Here is a 16,085-nt window from a genome sequence, read left to right on the forward strand (position 1 = left end):
ATATCTACTGAGTGGTGGACGAACCCGTACCTCCCGTCGGGTTACTTCCTGCGCTACCGCCGGAGATCGGCGAAGCGGCGCCGGCGGCCACCGCGGCCGTTACGAGCGACGCTGCGGGTTGCCCGTTACTGGTAATCGCTCCGGCCGCCAGCAAGGTATCGAGATCCGAGTCGGGCCCGTTCGTGCCGGGAGTGAATGCCAGTGTCAGGAATGAACCCGGTGATAGCGTAATACCATAGAGCTTCTTGATAAGCGCCGTCACGCCCGCAACCGCATTGGCGATCACGGTACTGTTCGTCAAAGCGCTCTGGAAAGTCGAATTGGTCGAGATACCTGCGAGTAGCGCGCTCTCGGTCGTACCGAGTTGGCCCGCAAGATAGCTCAGCAGAAGTTCGGTCAACGGCGTCACATTGAACGTGCCTGCTGCCGCGGCAAACGAGTGAATCGTAACGTTACCGCTCGACGCTGTAATCGCACAGGGAGGATCGAATTTGAAGGTCGCCGAATAGGCACCGTTTGAATCAGACGTCGCGCTACCCGTACCATTCTTGCATGTCAATGAAACTGTCGCATTGGCCAGCGCCGCGCCGACTGCCGCAGTGCCTTTCACAGTCGCGCCCGGCGAATTGCCGTCGTTATTTCCGCCACATGCGACCAATGCGCTGACTGCGATAACGATTGAACCATACTGCAACGTACGAAGCGTGCTGGCGTTAAGAAGCCCCATTTCTTTTCTCCAAAAGGAAGTCAATCACAATTGACAGGCAGACTTGCCCGTCCGTCGCTTACACCCTGCATTGCGAATCCACAGGTACGTTGCCCAGAGATCGCGCCTGTCGATACGGCAGGCACGTTCGCATGCGGCGTTTCTTTCGGCACGTCGCCATCCGGCCTCGCGTAGCGGAGATACGCGTCACGCATCCGGTACAGCTGTGTGGAGAAGTACTCGCCGCTGAAGCGGCCCTGATTGAGCAAGTACTGTTGCGTGCTGTACGGAAAGCTCATGTTCTCCGCAGCGGAAGCAGACAGGTAATTGGTCGAACTCACGCGCGTGCGGAAATCGAGTCCGAACGAACCGGTGCCGTCGACCTGACTGACACCGGGTCTCATGCCCTGTCGTAGCGTCAGCGGGAAGCTGACAGCCGCTCCGACGAAGGTGCCCTGGCCGCTATGCTCACCGTGCACGCTGACAGACACGTCGTCAAACCAACGTGTCAGGGTCGCGACGGGTCCTTTATCCCCGCCCACGAATCGGGCCACACCTGCTTCGATCCACAGATTCCACGCCGGCTGAACCCAGCGGTAAGTGAGTTCCGCATTCTTTTCGCTCGGCAATTCATCGTGGCCCGGTTCGTGATGCAGATACGCAAGACGCAAGCGGATCAAATCGGGCCGCCCCGGGACAAACATCGTCGTTTCGTTCTGCACGCCGACGTATGAATAGTCAAACTTACCAACCGAGACGACGTTGAGTACCTGCGGCATGATCCAGAAACTTTGCGCAAGCGCGACAGCATTCAGGCCACCGCGCAGGCGATAGTCGCTGAACACCCGACCTTCGTCCATGTTTTTGGTGTTATAGAGCGGTGCAATATAGCTCGCGTAGAATTCGGCTCCGCGCCATAGCGGTACAAAGGCCTGGACGTTGGCGCCCAGCGAGACGTCGAAGTTGCCGTACTCGGTGCCATAAAGATAACTGACGATCGGCTCGATCTGGATTCGAGTGAGCCCGTGACTGTGCTCATTGCCATGCCACGCGATCGAGTCGGCATCGTAAGTCGGACGGGTTCGCATCGTCAGGGAAGCACTCGCCGCCGACGGTGAACCACCCGCCACAAATTGCGAAAATGCCTGACGATCGACACTCACTTCGCCAAGCGGCTCATTCGCCTTCTTGATGATGACTCGAATCTTGTCGATACCTTGTGGCGCGTTTATGCTCGCAACGCCGAGTACGATGCCGAGTGCGTCAGCCTCGTTCTGGTTGTAGCGATGGTTCTCGTACTCCACGATGAGATCGTTGCCGCTATAACCCGCACGAACTCGCTCAAGGCCGGCAGCGAAAAGCTGCGTCGCGATCACGTCGAGTGCGGAAGTGTCGAGCGCATCGGAAAGCACCGACGGCGGTCTACCCGACGCAGAAGGCGACACTTCGCTCAGCATCACAGAGGCATAAGATCGCAACGGAGGCACATACGCGACTGGCGCGCCTGCGAGAGGATTAGCGCTGCCATTCGCAGTCTGGCTGTCGATCGGGGCCAGACTGGCCAGTCGGATCGGCTCATCACTGTTTGCTCCAGACGTCTCTGGTGCAACAACTGGCGCTTGCGGGCCTTCGCAAGGGCCAGTGGCGCAGCGTTGCTCACTAAAGCGCCTGCCCAAAGGTATCTGAATGCCCACGGAGAACGAGGTGCGCGGAGACACGTTATTCGTCGAGCGGACGGCGCGCACGAACGTGCCGATCACATTCGCATCAGCCAACCAGCTGATTCGCGGCGACTGGTAACGTACGCCGGCATAGGGCGTTTTCGAGTCGTCTTCCGCGAGAAGCGACAAGCCAGTGTTCCACAGCGATAGTTGAGCGCCGCCGAACAAGCCGTCCAGGCGATCGCCCTGTCCGTAACCGGCCGTTAGCGTAAGTGGCCCGAGCGCCTGGGAGACGACGCCGTATTTCGAGCGGAAGAAGTGCGTCTGCCCTCCGACGTCCGTCAGACCGAACGCGATACTCGGTTGATACTCGAAGAACTTCGGCACTTCAACTTTGATATCCGCCGTCAGGTGACGAAAGATGAAGTGATCAGCGCCTGAGAATGGCGCGTGAACGTTGCCAGGGTAGTTCGCGAGACCGCCAGACAGTTCGACATACGGCAAAAGTCCCACCGCCCCCCAATACATCTGGGCTCCGGTGGCCTGCTGCCCATAACGCGGATCAAGATAGTTGTTGTATTGAGCTTCGACCATTCCCGACGGCAGCACAAAGCCATAGGGAATAACGAGGCCACCACTCTGCCCGAGCGAATTCAACGCAGGGTCCGCCGCACGAGCAGCAAGCGAGAAGGCAAGCATTGCGCACAGGGCAACCGCTTTAGGAGCCAATGATGCCGATTGTGCGTGCGGTCTTTTGAGCATGGATGGAAGCGCTTCTAAAGCGCATTGTTGTTGATCGAATTTCAGGTGCTGAATGAATCCGAGCTGCAGATATGGGTCGCTAGATACGACCCCACTCCCCGACGCTGCTCGTTCATTCAGCCCACATTTTTCCCGCTCACCGCGCAATTCGCCTTATTTCGAATTTGAGCCGTGACGTATTGCAAAAACCCGGTCAACAAGGACTTGATCATCCGCGGCAAGCCCGTCTGCTTGTACATAGGCGCCTTGCTCGTGATTCGTGCCGTAGGAAAAAGGTCCTCCCGGCACCTGAACGATCTGATACTGATCGCCGGCCAGTGTTTCCGACGACACATGGGTAAAACGGTCCATCGGCGGAAAGGACCCCACTCGCACACCGCCGCGATGTTGTGGGTTGCTGCTTCCGGACCTGACACGTAATGCGGCATACAGATCCCACGATCCCGTTCGCGGCAATTTGTCGAACTTGAATTGCACCGCCCAAATGGACGAAGATCCTCTCATCTGGACTGCTGCACCGTCACTGGCAAAAGAATCGGCGACGATATGCGCGTCCCCGTAGACGTTCAGATCCAGATCCTGAAAGTCCTGCCAGTCTGCATGCGCCAGATTTGCGGTCACGGTGGGTGGACTGGCCTCGCGTCGCTCGATAGCCAGCAATTCGTCCAGCGCTGCGATCCTGGCTCCCTGGCGAAACATCGTCACATGCGCCGTTTTGATGGAGGCGTTGAATCGCTGCAGGCGGTTGGCATAGTCAATCTGCCATACGCCATCCTTCGGCAGCGTTCCGTATTCATTTCGGCGCACGAGAATCACATAGTCGAGTGGTATACGCGCCTGCCGAACTCGTGCCGCGAGTACCTCGTCTTGCGACACTTCACGCTCAGCGTGCGCCAGAAGTTTGTCCGCTGATGCGACGAAGTCGCGCGAATACATTCCCATGCCAACCGGTGTTTGCTCGCCCAACATGTCTCCGCTCCTGGCGACCGCCGCATGCATCAGATCGATATAGGCGAGGACATCTTGAGAAGCGGCGCCGAAATATTTCGAGCAATACTCTGCTACTAGCGCATGGACATCCTGATCCGGGTCCCACAGGAGCCGTGCCATCATCCAGACCCGCAAGCTCGCGAATTCGGCGCCGGCCGTGTTCCAACTCCCCTCCGCGAAATAGCCCGATACGTGGTTCAACGAGGCCAACCACTTAATGCTTTCGCCGATGGGATAAATGTTCGGCGTAGGCTGAATGAAACCGCCAAAATTGGTGATGTGATCCCAAACCAAAATGTGCGAGGCGATAGCATTCCAGCCAACCAGCGCTTTGCCCAACGCGTCATTGCGGCCGGCATTCAATGGCGTGCTGTAGTCCACCTGGATGGTCATGGGAAAGACGAGAACATAGTCCGGTACCGTCATTCCAGCGGGTGGCGTAAAACCCCAGTGATAAGCATTGAATGCGAATCTCGCGCCAGGCATGACCTGTCGGACCTGGGCGGCGACATCCATGACCATATCGAGTTGCGGCGCAGTGGGGTTTCCGTCATGTTTGTCGGCAAATGCACGACTCGCGGGATCCATGTCCCAGCCCCAATCCATATCGTGAATGCCGAACCAGACCTTGGTGTAGTCCGGCAGGCGGCGCAAGCGAACAATGATGTTCTCAGCAAGAATGCGGCGCACGTCCGGGTTCATCATGGCAATCTGCCCACCTGCGTACCACTCTGGATGCGTTTTCGCATAGAGCGTCCTCGGCAACAGATCCCAGAATGACGCATCACCGTCTTTTGCCAGCCAACTGTGGTCCCAACTGTCGAGAATTGCCGGCGACGCGGAGAACGAAGGGCCGTGCGATTCACCGTTCAGCAAATTGTGAGCACGAAATGCGCGATCCTGTCCTTCGCTGCTCAGAATCTCGCGATAGGCAAATCTGGGCACATGACGCTCATTCAGCGCCGGGATGGTCAATAGTGCACGCGTGGGTACGTAAGTCGCATCCGGAGCCAGCCATCTGACGCCGAGAACGCGATCAAGAAGCCAGTTGACCCCATACATCGTTCCGCGCGAAGTCGAACCTTCGATCACCAGATCAGGACCCCGTGTACAGAATACGAATCCGTCATCGCCGAGGGTGTTCAACTTCGTATCTGGACATAGCTTCGGCGCGAGACGGTTCCCGTTTCCAACAATGATCAGCGGACCCGACAGCGGTGCATCGTCCGACAAAAGCGGAGTAAAACTCGCACCGGTGATGCGATTGAGATAGTCGGCCAGTTCGCCAGCAGCATGCAATGTCATGGCATCGGCGGATACACCGACGTGCACGTGATACCTGGCGACGCCGTGGTCTGCGAGTACCAGTTGCTTTATGGGTGTCCCTGCCAATTTGACTGCAGCGGTCAGCCGGGCTTCTCGCGTTCCTTCTGGCAACGCTTGCGTTAATAGCGTCGCGCGCAATTGCGCACTTTGAAGATCGCCTGCACCTGTTTCTGGTTCTTCCGTCGGCGTTATGCTGACATTGCTGAATTCCCCTACACCGGATGTTCCCGGTTTCTTTCGGAGATAGATAAGCAGCTGATTCGCTTGCGAAGGCGCCACAAAAACAGCACTGTAGGTAGTCAACACACCTTCCCGGCCTCGCGCGACGAGAAGAGCCGCCTCAGGCCCCCACGTCTGTACGACACGGTCATTGCCGCGCCAGCGCTTGTCGACGTCACCGCCACGAAAACTGATCTGGACGAAAGCGGAATCTGCCGGCGCGTTGACGACGCGTATAGACAATTGAACGCGGTAATGCTTCCCACCTTCAATCGCGATTCGATCCTGCGCGGCGAAACCGTCCGATATCTTTAATGCCGAACCACTCTCATCCGGCACGATGTCAAAACTGTCACCCCACCAACCAGAACGGCCTGCTGAAAAATCGCCATTCACGAGCGAAGGCTGCAACGCCGCATAAACGTCGATCGAAAAAGCAACGAGCAAGACGCCGATCAGCATGATCGCGGCTTGCCGCAGGCAGTCTTCAATGTGCTCGCCGATGCTCTTAGCCGGCCGGAACACAAGGCTGCCTCGAAACACGCCGGCTACCGTCACTTGGCGATACCGCTGACGCCGGGCGGCAAGGTCAATGGAACGCGAAACTTGTTACGGAATCGAAGCAGACTCTTGATGTGATAGCGACTCGCGCTATTGATCAAACTTCCGGACGATTTACGTTGATGTTCATGGACAAGCCGGGCACCCGGCACGCATACCACCCGGTAGCCTGCGTGCCAGATACGCGCGCACAGATCGACATCCTCCATATACAGGAAGTAGGCCTCGTCCATGCCGCTCAGTTCCTCGAAGATATGCCGTCGCACCACAAAGCCGGTTCCCATTACCCACTCGGCGTCGAACGGAAGACCTGGCGTCCACGCATCCATCATCAGATGCTGGGTCAAGCGCTTGCGCAGCAGGTTCGACCGGCCCAACGACGTACGTCGCCCGAGAATATCGAGCAGGCTATAAAAACGTCTCGCCGAGTATTGGCGCGAGCCATCCGGATTGGTCAGATCGAGGCCGACAAGTCCGATTTCCGGATCCGTCTTGAGCGTTTCCAGTGCTTTCTCAAGACTCCCGTCGATAAAGTATGTGTCGGGATTCAATACCAGCACATTGTCCCGCGTGCCAGCCACCATGCCCAGATTCACACCGGCGCCAAAACCACGGTTCATCGACGCTCGAATGAGACGCACGCCTGAAGGCAATTCCGAGCGTAGACGCGGGTAGGAATTGTCAGGCGAAGCGTTATCCACAACGACAATATCCTCTGGCAGCGCGACCTTCAGCGCCAGGACCGAATTGACGCAGTTGATCGTCAGATCGGGTGTACGGAAATTGACTATAACGACGTTCAGCGTATCTCGATGGTTCATATTCCCCCCGGAATTTTTACAACCAAACCTGCTTTTAATCTGCAGTCTTCAGGCTGCATGACAGACCTCTTCAACAAGCCGCCAATGTTCGGCGGCTGCCCGGTCCCAACTGAAAATGGTCGCCCGCTCGACGCCTGCTTCGATCAATTCGCGTCTGAATGTGGACGATTCAGCAAGGCGGTCCATTCCCTGCTGAATTTCACTCACACTCAACGGATCGACGATAAGCGCTGCTTTTCCAGCTACTTCGGGCATGGCGGAGGTGTTAGAAGTCAATACTGGAACGCGGGAGGCCATCGCTTCCACGATAGGCAATCCAAATCCTTCGTAAAGCGATACGAATGCAACGAACAGCGCGCCGCGATATAACTTAGGCATCTGATCATCAGCGACGTAGCCAGAAAATCGCACAAGACTGCCCACACCCAGTTTCTGCGCAAGTCCTTCAAGGTTGGCGTCGGGACTTCCGGTAAGTAGCAGGCAAACCCCTTGGCCCGGTAGAGTCGACTGAGCGTAGGCTGTCAGCAGGCGATCCAGATTTTTATAGCTACGCCGGTTGCCCGGATACAGCACGTACGGGTAATCGATTCCCAGCGTTTCGTCATTGCGCGCAAAGGCGGGATCCACACCATGCCAAACCATGTGCACACGAGTCGGCTCAATGCCCGACCACGCAAGAAGCTCACTGCGGGTGTAGTCAGAGCAACAGACAATTGCGGTACAGCGCCGATACATATTACGGAACAGAAAATCGTAATAGGCACGATGCAATCTGGAGTAGAAGTGCAGATGCGTCAGATCGTGCACGGTGACAACCGAGCGACAGTTTCCCCATGCCGGCGGCACAAATCCCGGACTCCAGAACACGCCTTCCAGGTCTTTTCTTGCAAGCGCTGCGGAGATTCGCATCGGCGAGAGCGGGCTGCCGATGCTCCCGGCCACGCCTAACGTCTCCACTCGCGCGTTCTGCGGCGCGCGTTGAAGACACGCAGTCATGACATTGCCAATGCCGGTCTGTACCGGCCAGCGAAGATCGGCGTAAACCGTGTACCCATTTGTCGGAGTTCGCTCTGCGTTCGGATAAGACATATTCACTCCCTGTCGGACCAGCCGAGCATGCGTTGGCTCGTCGCAATCCAGTAATAACGGGAGCGGGCAAGGTCGCCTTTCAATAAGGACAGCAGGCATCCGAGCATAGGTCGCACCAGCAGGTAGACGACGAAATGCCACGGGTAGTCGTTAAGTCCCAGTACTCGACCAAAGCCGCGGTTATAGAGACGTCCACGTGCAAATGCCTTGTCGTCGAACTTTTGCAATGGCTCGGGATGAGATATGCGAAGTGCCGGGTCATAGCAGATAGTTGCACCGGTTCGCAATGCAGCCAGGAGGAAATTCACTTCTTCGCCCGCCCCCCACCGCGAACCCGATCCGACACCCAACTGTTCATCGAACTTGACCGCAGCACCCACGGCAGCGGCCCGCAAAAAAATCGTGTACGAAGTCGCGCTGGTCCAGACGTTGTAGCGATTGATGAGGTGACAACTCGCGGACCACCGACCTTGCGACAGGCGGCCTTTCCCGTCCACGCTGCAGCCTGTGAGCCCCGTAAGGGAAGTATCCTGGCCCAGTCTTCGCGCCACAAAAGACAGTACATCCGACGCGTACCAGCAGTCGTCATCGGGAAATGCCACTACTTCGCCGCGGACTGCACGCAGTCCGACATTGCGCGCGCGCGACAATCCTTTTTCCGACCGTAAGTAGACAATTTCAATTCGGTGATTGAAGCGCTCAACTATTGCCTTCACTCGATCGTCGTCGTTCTGATCGACCACAATTAGCTCGAAATTCTTATGAATTTGCGAAGCGAGCGATTCGAACAGTCTCTCAACTTCCGTGCTTCGTCCGAGAGTGCACATGATCAGTGAGAACTTCACATTGCTCTCCGGTTGAGACGATAGTGATGCTCAACGTGCATCGGCGCGCGAACTGTCGGCAGCCGCTTCCGGACGGCTAAAGCGGGCATAGCTTCATGCCCCCACGACACCAGATAGCCGCAGAACAAATAAACCATCTCGCTCTGGTGCATGGGGTTGATAAGTGACCACGCCGCAAGCGGCGACAAACACAGCATGGTTCGCCATCCCAGTCCCAATCCGCAAAAAAACACTAGCCAGAACAACACGCCCGGCACGCCGGCAATCAACATGAAATCGAGCGGCGAACAGAAAATGGAGTTAGTCCCTGCTCCGAGCCCGATAACGGTGATTGCCGACGTAGCAAAGTAACTTTCAACGAAACCGAATCCATAGCCGAGCCAGTCCTTCGCAACCAGGCCGATGCTTACGATTAAAGCCAGCCCCCGTTCTTGTTCCAGCTTGACGCTCAGCATATCGCCCGACAGTTGCTGACTGAATTTGTAGTAGTAGAGCGCACTGCCAGCGGCTATTGCGATGATCTTCAAATAGATCCGTCCCCTAGTCTGCGTCATCAAGACGATGCCGCAAGGGATTAGAACGGTTTTCGATTCGCTAAGCAGCGCGACCGCGGCGCCTAGTGCAAGAAACTTGCCGATGTCGGAAGTTTTTTTGCCCGACTGCAAGAACAACACGAAGCTGGTGCAGAAAAAAAAGGTCGCAAACCAGTTATGCTCCTTGAACGAGCCGTGCAGCGAATCTTGCATAAATTCGACTGTCTGGTAGATCACGGGTACATTCAGTTTTTGAACGGCAAGCTGATAAAGCAAAAATCCAAACAATGCCAAATATCCGAAAGGCAATCGGTGACTCAGGTAGTGGCGGCCGAACGAACGGCCGAGCAGATAGAAAGTCGGGTAGATCACCACGAACTTAATAATCTGCTCCAAGGGCTTAACGTGGTCGTAGCCACTAAAGCCGGTAAGTAGCAATGCCACGCCGATAAACTGACCAAACGCCAGAACCTCACGCCCCTGTAGGCGCACGGACTTCTTGATCAGGAAAAAAATCAATGCCAGGAGCGCCCACAGCTGACTGATCCGGGCGCCTCCGATCTGCACGAACTCCAACGAAAGAAAAAACAGGCCCGCAAGCAAATACAGATCGACCCACCGCGGCGAAGTAAGAATCGCCCCGCCACGGCTGCGGCGCCGAACACCGTTGATCGCGCTAGCGGCTTTCATAGGCGTAATAGCCCGCGTTGTAACTGCCGTAACCCAAGCGACTTTGAGGAACGTCTGTGAGCACGACTCCGCGCACGAGGACGTCGGCATTGCGCATCCGACGAGCAGTTTCTGCGATTTCACTCGACGTCTGCTGACCGTGACGCACCGCCAGCAATGTGGTACCGGCGTGACGCGCGATGACGGCCGCATCTGTTACGGCGAGCACCGGCGGCGTGTCGATAATCACTGCGTCGTACTTCGATGAGAATTCGTCCAGTAGTGACTTAAGCCGCCCGCTCATCAACAGTTCCGCAGGATTCGGCATGATCGACCCGCGCGAGAGAAAATCGAGGCCCGGCAAAACATCGTGATGAATCAATGCCTCATAATCGGCGTTTGAGAGTGATTCGGACAATCCCGGTGCGACGCCGATACCAAAGTAATTGTGACTATTCCCGCGCCTCAAATCTGCATCGATGAGCAGAATCCGCTTACCGCCTGCTGCGAGAACGGCGGCCAGGTTGGCGGCCAGGAATGATTTGCCGGCGCCCGGGCGCGAACCTGTAATCAGGATGATGTTGTTGGTCGCATCGAAGGCGCCAAAGTACAGCGCGGTCTGCAAGCTACGAATTGCTTCAATTGCAATGTCGTCCTGAGCCGTACCAGCAAGCAACAACGCCCCGGTGCGTCCTTTGCGCAGCTGCCGCTCAATCGCTCCCTGGCGACTGCTATGCGGGATGATCGAAAAAACCGGCGTACCGAGAATCTGTTCAATCTGATCTGAATGTTCGATATGCACTTGCAATGATCGACGAATGAACGGAATCGCCACACCCAGCGCAATTCCGAGAATCAGAGAGATCCCCGCGACGATCAGCTTTTTCGGCCTAACCGGTCGATCCGGGTGCATTGCCCAGTCCACCACCCGGACGTTCCCGACCTGGCCGGCTTCGACCACGCTCAACTGTTGAGAGCTATCGAGCAAATTGGTGTAAAGCGCAGTGTTCACCCGCACATCCCTGAGCAGTCTCAGCGCTTCCTGCTCGGTGTTCGGCAGACTCTCGACGCGGCCAGAGAGGTTCTTCTGTTCTGCCGCGAGTGCCGCAATATTGCCGCTGAGCGCGACGACTGCAGGGTGGTCGTCGGAAAAGCGCTGCTGCAACTCATTGCGCTTCTGCTCGATATCCATTTGTTTCGATTTCAGATCCACGAGCTGACCGAGCAACAGCTTGCTTTCTTCGCTCAGGTCGACTGTTCCCTTGCGATTTCGAAATGCGTTGTACACGTTCTCGGACGTCTCAAGTTTCGCTTTGAGCGCAGGAAGCTGTTTTGCCAGAAATTCCAGCGTCGCCTGAGCTTCGTCTCTTTTCCGAGTGACATTCTGGTCGACGTAGTTCGTGCCAATTCCATTGACAATGCGAGTTACCTTATCGCTATCGTCCCCATCCAGGGTCACGCTAATGACGCCGGACTGTTTGGACTTTTCTTCAACGACAAGATCATCCTGCAGCTTCGAAATCGTATCGAGCAGCCTTGCGCGTTTGACGGAAAACCGGGTGCCCGGGTTCGCAATCAATCGATCGACCAATACCGTTGCATGTACGCCGTCTACGGTTGCGACACACGGTTGACCAATCAATCCGCGTGCTACCACATCGCCGTCTTTGTTCAGTATCTCGAACGAGTGATCGGCGCCGGCAATCAGAGTGTAGGTCGTGTCATACGGCAGATCGAAACGGCTTATGTCGATATGCTCGCCTCCCCAAGCGAAGCGACTCAGTCCAAACCATGGTGTCGCGAGCGTGCCAGCTTTTGTGTAACGCGAGATGAATTGTCCCAGGACGGGAAAATAGTTCGGCGTTGCAGAAATATCCAGATGCTGTTCCTGCACCGTCTTCTGAATGACGAGACGAGACTTGACCAGTTCGATTTCGGCGGCAGCTGTTGCCGTCGTGTTGAACAATGAAGCAAGTTCGCCCAACGGGTCTTTAGAGCTCGACGCCGGATCCTCTACCTGGATCATCGCGTCGGCTCGATACACCGGCGTAGCCAGCAAAGCGTAGGTCAGGCCGAGCGCAAAGATGACCGCTGCGACAAGCACGATCGACTTCCAGTTCTGAACCAGAACCGAAATGTATTCGGAGAGCGAGGGTTCGGCTTGCGACGAGGCGTCATCGTACGATTGACGGCCAGGAAAGCCGAGCGAGGTGCCGCGAGCTTGGTCGGGATTAAATAGATTGTTCATTTTGCGACAACCGCCCCGGTCAAACCTGCGTTAATGGCGGGCAACAGCAAACTAAGCACGCGATTGAGGCGTACGAGGCCGTTGCCGTCGATATAAACCACATCCTTCGGTCGCAACTGAAACTGGTTGGCGAGCACCATCGCAATCGGAGATTCGGCATCCAGGTGATAGATCTCCGGCGTCTGCGGCGTCGAAGCACGAATCACGAAAACCTGGTGCGCATCTGCGCTGTTATTGTTCAGGCTTCCCGCTTGCGACAAGGCGTCGCTCAGCGTCAGACTTCCGTCGCGCAATGGCGTAGCGAAGGTTGGCTTGTTCACTTCACCCATCACGTAGACACCGTTTTGATCGCGGGATGTCACACGTAGGACGTCGCCGTCTTTCAGTACGATCTGCGAGCCGTTGATTTTCTGGTCCAGCATCGCGGTCATATCGATCGAGTAGGACTTCCCGTCACGGATCAACACTAGCCGGCTTTGATCAGCGGTGGCCTGAAGACCACCAGCGCGATTAATCGCTTCGTAGAGCGTCATCGGCACGTCGTTGATCGGCTGGACACCTGGGGTACGCACTTCGCCCTCGATATACACCTGCTTGCTGCGGAATGAAGCAAGCCGAACGGTGACCTGCGGACTCTTGAAATAGGTCAACGACGTGACCAGGTCCTTTTGCACCTGGTCCACCGTCTTTCCCGCCACCTTCAGTTGACCCACGTAGGGAAACTGAACGTCTCCGTTGCTATTCACGATAAAACCCGCAGGCGGATCAGCGGGCCGCTGAGCCGAACTGTTTTGCGCAGAACCCGATTCGGCAGCAGCCAGTTCAGGGTGGTCCCATACGGTAATCTGAAGGACGTCGCCCGGACCGATTACGTAGGGTCCGGACTTGTTGCCGAGCAGTGCCGCAATATCCTGACTTTCCACTTGCACAGGATCGTTGCGATGTTGCTGGAGTAACGAAAGATTGATCTCCTGGATCGGCACATTCATCTCCAAGGGCACATTGCCCTTGCTCGCGTCCGAAATAGGTAATGTCGCACTGCTCGACATGCGCATTCCAGGTGCGACCACGCATCCTGACAGGCCTGTCAGTAAAACTGTCGTCAAGATTGTCCAGATAGTCCGTTTCATACTTGAAGCCCTCGAAATTTCCGTTTTTGTGTTTTGGTCCCGCTCTTACCACCTTTCTCCGACGTTCGCGTCCCTCCGTACCTTGCAGTCCGGTGAGGCTTACGTTCCATCAAGCTGCTAGTCCGTGCCGACAACATTTGCAACACTCCTCCCACACACCTTTCGATCACCAGGGTGATCGATATACCGTCGCCCCTATGTCCGGCGATATGTAGGGATTCGTCACGACACCGCGTGATGCCAGATCCGTATTCGTCGGCGCCGTGCCGTTGGTCGACGACAACGTGTGAACTGCCGAAATCCTGCTTGCCGTGCTCGACGTGACATCCGATCCCGTTCCTTTCGCCAGCAGCACTTCAGTTGGCGTGGCGGGCTCTTCCGTCATCGACAGTGCTGGCGTCGCGGAATCGTCGGCTGGGCCGCCCAATTGTTCGAGATAGCCGCTATCCAGATCGGACGGTGCACCCAGCAACTTCATTTCCGCTGCGGGCACCTTCAACTTCGACGCTGTAAGTCCACTGCTGCTTGCTGTCTTTTCTTTGCGACCGGGTGCACTCGACGACTGCGCGTTGGCGTGCAGCACCGTGACTGTCGCGAGCAGAAGGATGGCCACGCGCACATGCATGGTCCTCACGCCGCATCGGATTCCCGTTCCCTCTAACCGCATTTGCGTATCCCCGGAATCCAGTTGTCGATCCCGACTTCGATCTGTGCGAGCGACTCTTCATAGACGGCTCGCGGCTGAAGATAGGGGTCCGCGACATCGAAATCATCGTGCTCGCCGAGCCGGTACACCTTGCCCCGTGTGAAGGGATAAGCACGCTCGATCCTGCTGCGCTGATCCAGCGTCATTGTCAGAATCAGGTGTGCTGCTTTTGCGTGAGCCAGTGTCAACAATGTCGTCACATGGGTACTAAGGTCGTAGCCGCGCTCATGCATCAACTGCACGGTGGCACGGTCTGCTGGGCGCCCAGGCAGCGCACACATACCCACCGACATGACGGTTTTGCCAGGCAACCTGTCCGCCATAATCATCTCCGCCATGGGGCTCCGGCACATGTTGGCTTCGCAAACCATCAGTATTGTTTCGAGCATCACGCGCTTATCCAATCCACGTAGCAGTCATGTTTTCAATAAGCATTCGCGTGACTCAATCCCTTTAAGACCGTCGCCGCGACAATCCGCATGTCGAGCCCAAACGACCAATTACGCAGGTAGTACAGATCGTGTTCGACGCGCCCTTGCATCTTCTCGATCTGGTCTGTCTCCCCTCTGAATCCGTTGACCTGTGCCCATCCTGTGATCCCCGGCTTGATCCGGTACCGGTGGATATAGCCGTTGACTACTTTCTGATAGAGCTCGTCATGCTCAATCGCATGAGGCCGCGGCCCCACTACCGACATATCGCCGCGCAGTACATTGAAGAACTGCGGCAACTCGTCCAGGCTAGTCCGCCTGAGAAACGCACCCACTCGCGTAACACGCGGATCGCCGCGCGTGGCCTGTTTCACCAGGCCCGCTTCTACGTCATGAGGGCGCATTGAGCGGAACTTGTAGATCTTGAAGATGCGGCCGTCCGCACCCTTGCGTTTCTGCCTGAAGAACACCGGTCCACGCGAAGAGAGCTTGACGGCAATTGCAATCGCGATCAGCACCGGGGCAAGCGCAAGCAGCGCGCAAGCGGCGAACGCGCGATCAAAGATTTCTTTCTTCACCAGTGCGCGAGCCGGCACCGGCGACGCGACCAGGTTGATCGCGGGCATGCCAATCAAGTCAATCATCCCGCTATCAAACAACGCCACGCTGCGCATATCGGGCACAAAACGCACGTTCACGAGGTCGTCGCGGAACTCAGCCACAAAGCGCGACAGCGCGCGTTCTTCGGAGAGTGGCAACGCAAGCCACAACTCCTGTACGTCGTGATATCTCACGTAGGCGGCGAACTTGGTGATGTCGTCGTACACCGGCACACCTGAACCGATCGTCCCCGTCACCGGCCGCACATCAAAGGCCACCACAGCGCGAAATCCGCTAGTCGTCGAACCCTCGATATTGCGCACGACCTGGTGGCAATGCGACCCACACCCCACAACCGCAACCCGGCGGAGATTCATCCCCGCGTGCCGGACGCGTGCGAGCACGGCGTGCACAAGCAGACGCGACACGATCAGCGCGCCGCCCGTGATTGCCATCCAATAAGCAAACCACAGACGCGAGATGAAATCCGTGCGATGCAACGAGAACATCAGTACGAGGCCACAACCTTGAACCACGATCCACGCTAGCGATACCTGACCGGCCATGCGCAACCGTGCCCGCCCACGCCATGAACCATAGACGCCGAATACGGGGAACAGAACCAGCGTAAAAGCTGCGGCAAACGCAACGAACGCAGTATCGATACGGCTCTGCGTGAGATCTTCAAATCGCACTTGCGACGCCGCCACCGCCCCGAGGACGACAAGCATCACATCGAGCAAGCGCGCGATCAGGCTTTGCAACCCCGGTATCGTTCTTCTTTGATG

At 56.7% G+C, this 16,085-nt stretch carries 12 protein-coding genes; all 12 read right to left on the minus strand.

The window, feature by feature from the left end; genetic code table 11:
- Positions 1-4: 4 nt before the first annotated feature.
- The 12 genes from PQQ52_RS15575 to PQQ52_RS15630 all read right to left on the minus strand — a co-directional run bounded on the left by PQQ52_RS15575 (position 5) and on the right by PQQ52_RS15630 (position 16,070).
- Positions 5-727: a carboxypeptidase regulatory-like domain-containing protein gene (locus PQQ52_RS15575; protein ID WP_408212699.1), complete on the minus strand. Its 723-nt coding sequence runs from the start codon at positions 725-727 to the stop codon at positions 5-7.
- 20 nt (positions 728-747) lie between these two features.
- A complete protein-coding gene (locus tag PQQ52_RS15580; RefSeq protein WP_408212702.1) occupies positions 748-3,129 on the minus strand; it encodes a YjbH domain-containing protein in 2,382 nt (793 codons plus the stop codon).
- 153 nt (positions 3,130-3,282) lie between these two features.
- On the minus strand, positions 3,283-6,222 hold the full coding sequence (locus PQQ52_RS15585) for a DUF4838 domain-containing protein (RefSeq protein WP_408212704.1): 2,940 nt from the start codon (positions 6,220-6,222) through the stop codon (positions 3,283-3,285).
- A complete protein-coding gene (locus PQQ52_RS15590; RefSeq protein ID WP_408212707.1) occupies positions 6,219-7,046 on the minus strand; it encodes a glycosyltransferase family 2 protein in 828 nt (275 codons plus the stop codon). The genes PQQ52_RS15585 and PQQ52_RS15590 overlap by 4 nt, the downstream gene beginning before the upstream one ends.
- A 48-nt stretch (positions 7,047-7,094) precedes the next feature.
- Positions 7,095-8,135, minus strand: coding sequence for a glycosyltransferase family 4 protein (locus tag PQQ52_RS15595; protein WP_408212710.1), 1,041 nt, complete (start codon positions 8,133-8,135; stop codon positions 7,095-7,097).
- A gap of 2 nt (positions 8,136-8,137) precedes the next feature.
- The gene (locus tag PQQ52_RS15600; RefSeq protein WP_408212713.1) at positions 8,138-8,980 is read right to left on the minus strand and encodes a glycosyltransferase family 2 protein; all 843 of its coding nucleotides are present in this window, start codon (positions 8,978-8,980) and stop codon (positions 8,138-8,140) included.
- Positions 8,977-10,203, minus strand: coding sequence for a hypothetical protein (locus PQQ52_RS15605; RefSeq protein ID WP_408212715.1), 1,227 nt, complete (start codon positions 10,201-10,203; stop codon positions 8,977-8,979). The genes PQQ52_RS15600 and PQQ52_RS15605 overlap by 4 nt, the downstream gene beginning before the upstream one ends.
- Positions 10,190-12,430: a polysaccharide biosynthesis tyrosine autokinase gene (locus tag PQQ52_RS15610; protein WP_408212718.1), complete on the minus strand. Its 2,241-nt coding sequence runs from the start codon at positions 12,428-12,430 to the stop codon at positions 10,190-10,192. Before PQQ52_RS15610 ends, PQQ52_RS15605 begins: the two co-directional genes overlap by 14 nt.
- On the minus strand, positions 12,427-13,479 hold the full coding sequence (locus PQQ52_RS15615) for a polysaccharide biosynthesis/export family protein (protein WP_408212721.1): 1,053 nt from the start codon (positions 13,477-13,479) through the stop codon (positions 12,427-12,429). The genes PQQ52_RS15610 and PQQ52_RS15615 overlap by 4 nt, the downstream gene beginning before the upstream one ends.
- 247 nt (positions 13,480-13,726) lie before the next feature.
- Positions 13,727-14,173, minus strand: coding sequence for a hypothetical protein (locus PQQ52_RS15620; RefSeq protein WP_408212723.1), 447 nt, complete (start codon positions 14,171-14,173; stop codon positions 13,727-13,729).
- A gap of 44 nt (positions 14,174-14,217) precedes the next feature.
- The gene (locus tag PQQ52_RS15625; protein ID WP_408212834.1) at positions 14,218-14,655 is read right to left on the minus strand and encodes an arsenate reductase/protein-tyrosine-phosphatase family protein; all 438 of its coding nucleotides are present in this window, start codon (positions 14,653-14,655) and stop codon (positions 14,218-14,220) included.
- A gap of 35 nt (positions 14,656-14,690) precedes the next feature.
- Positions 14,691-16,070 carry an undecaprenyl-phosphate glucose phosphotransferase gene (locus PQQ52_RS15630; protein ID WP_408212837.1) on the minus strand — a complete coding sequence of 460 codons (1,380 nt, stop codon included), beginning with the start codon at positions 16,068-16,070 and terminating at the stop codon, positions 14,691-14,693.
- Positions 16,071-16,085 lie beyond the last annotated feature (15 nt).

Origin of the sequence: Paraburkholderia sediminicola (assembly GCF_046030555.1) — a bacterium.
GTDB classification, from domain to species: domain Bacteria; phylum Pseudomonadota; class Gammaproteobacteria; order Burkholderiales; family Burkholderiaceae; genus Paraburkholderia; species Paraburkholderia sediminicola_E.

Excerpts from the sequence above, each read along its gene's own strand:
- PQQ52_RS15575 (WP_408212699.1), bottom strand. The coding sequence starts at position 727 with ATGGGGCTTCTTAACGCCAGCACGCTTCGTACGTTGCAGTATGGTTCA.
- PQQ52_RS15580 (WP_408212702.1), bottom strand. The coding sequence starts at position 3,129 with ATGCTCAAAAGACCGCACGCACAATCGGCATCATTGGCTCCTAAAGCG.
- PQQ52_RS15590 (WP_408212707.1), bottom strand. The coding sequence starts at position 7,046 with ATGAACCATCGAGATACGCTGAACGTCGTTATAGTCAATTTCCGTACA.
- PQQ52_RS15595 (WP_408212710.1), bottom strand. The coding sequence starts at position 8,135 with ATGTCTTATCCGAACGCAGAGCGAACTCCGACAAATGGGTACACGGTT.
- PQQ52_RS15605 (WP_408212715.1), bottom strand. The coding sequence starts at position 10,203 with ATGAAAGCCGCTAGCGCGATCAACGGTGTTCGGCGCCGCAGCCGTGGC.
- PQQ52_RS15610 (WP_408212718.1), bottom strand. The coding sequence starts at position 12,430 with ATGAACAATCTATTTAATCCCGACCAAGCTCGCGGCACCTCGCTCGGC.
- PQQ52_RS15615 (WP_408212721.1), bottom strand. The coding sequence starts at position 13,479 with ATGTCGAGCAGTGCGACATTACCTATTTCGGACGCGAGCAAGGGCAAT.
- PQQ52_RS15625 (WP_408212834.1), bottom strand. The coding sequence starts at position 14,655 with ATGCTCGAAACAATACTGATGGTTTGCGAAGCCAACATGTGCCGGAGC.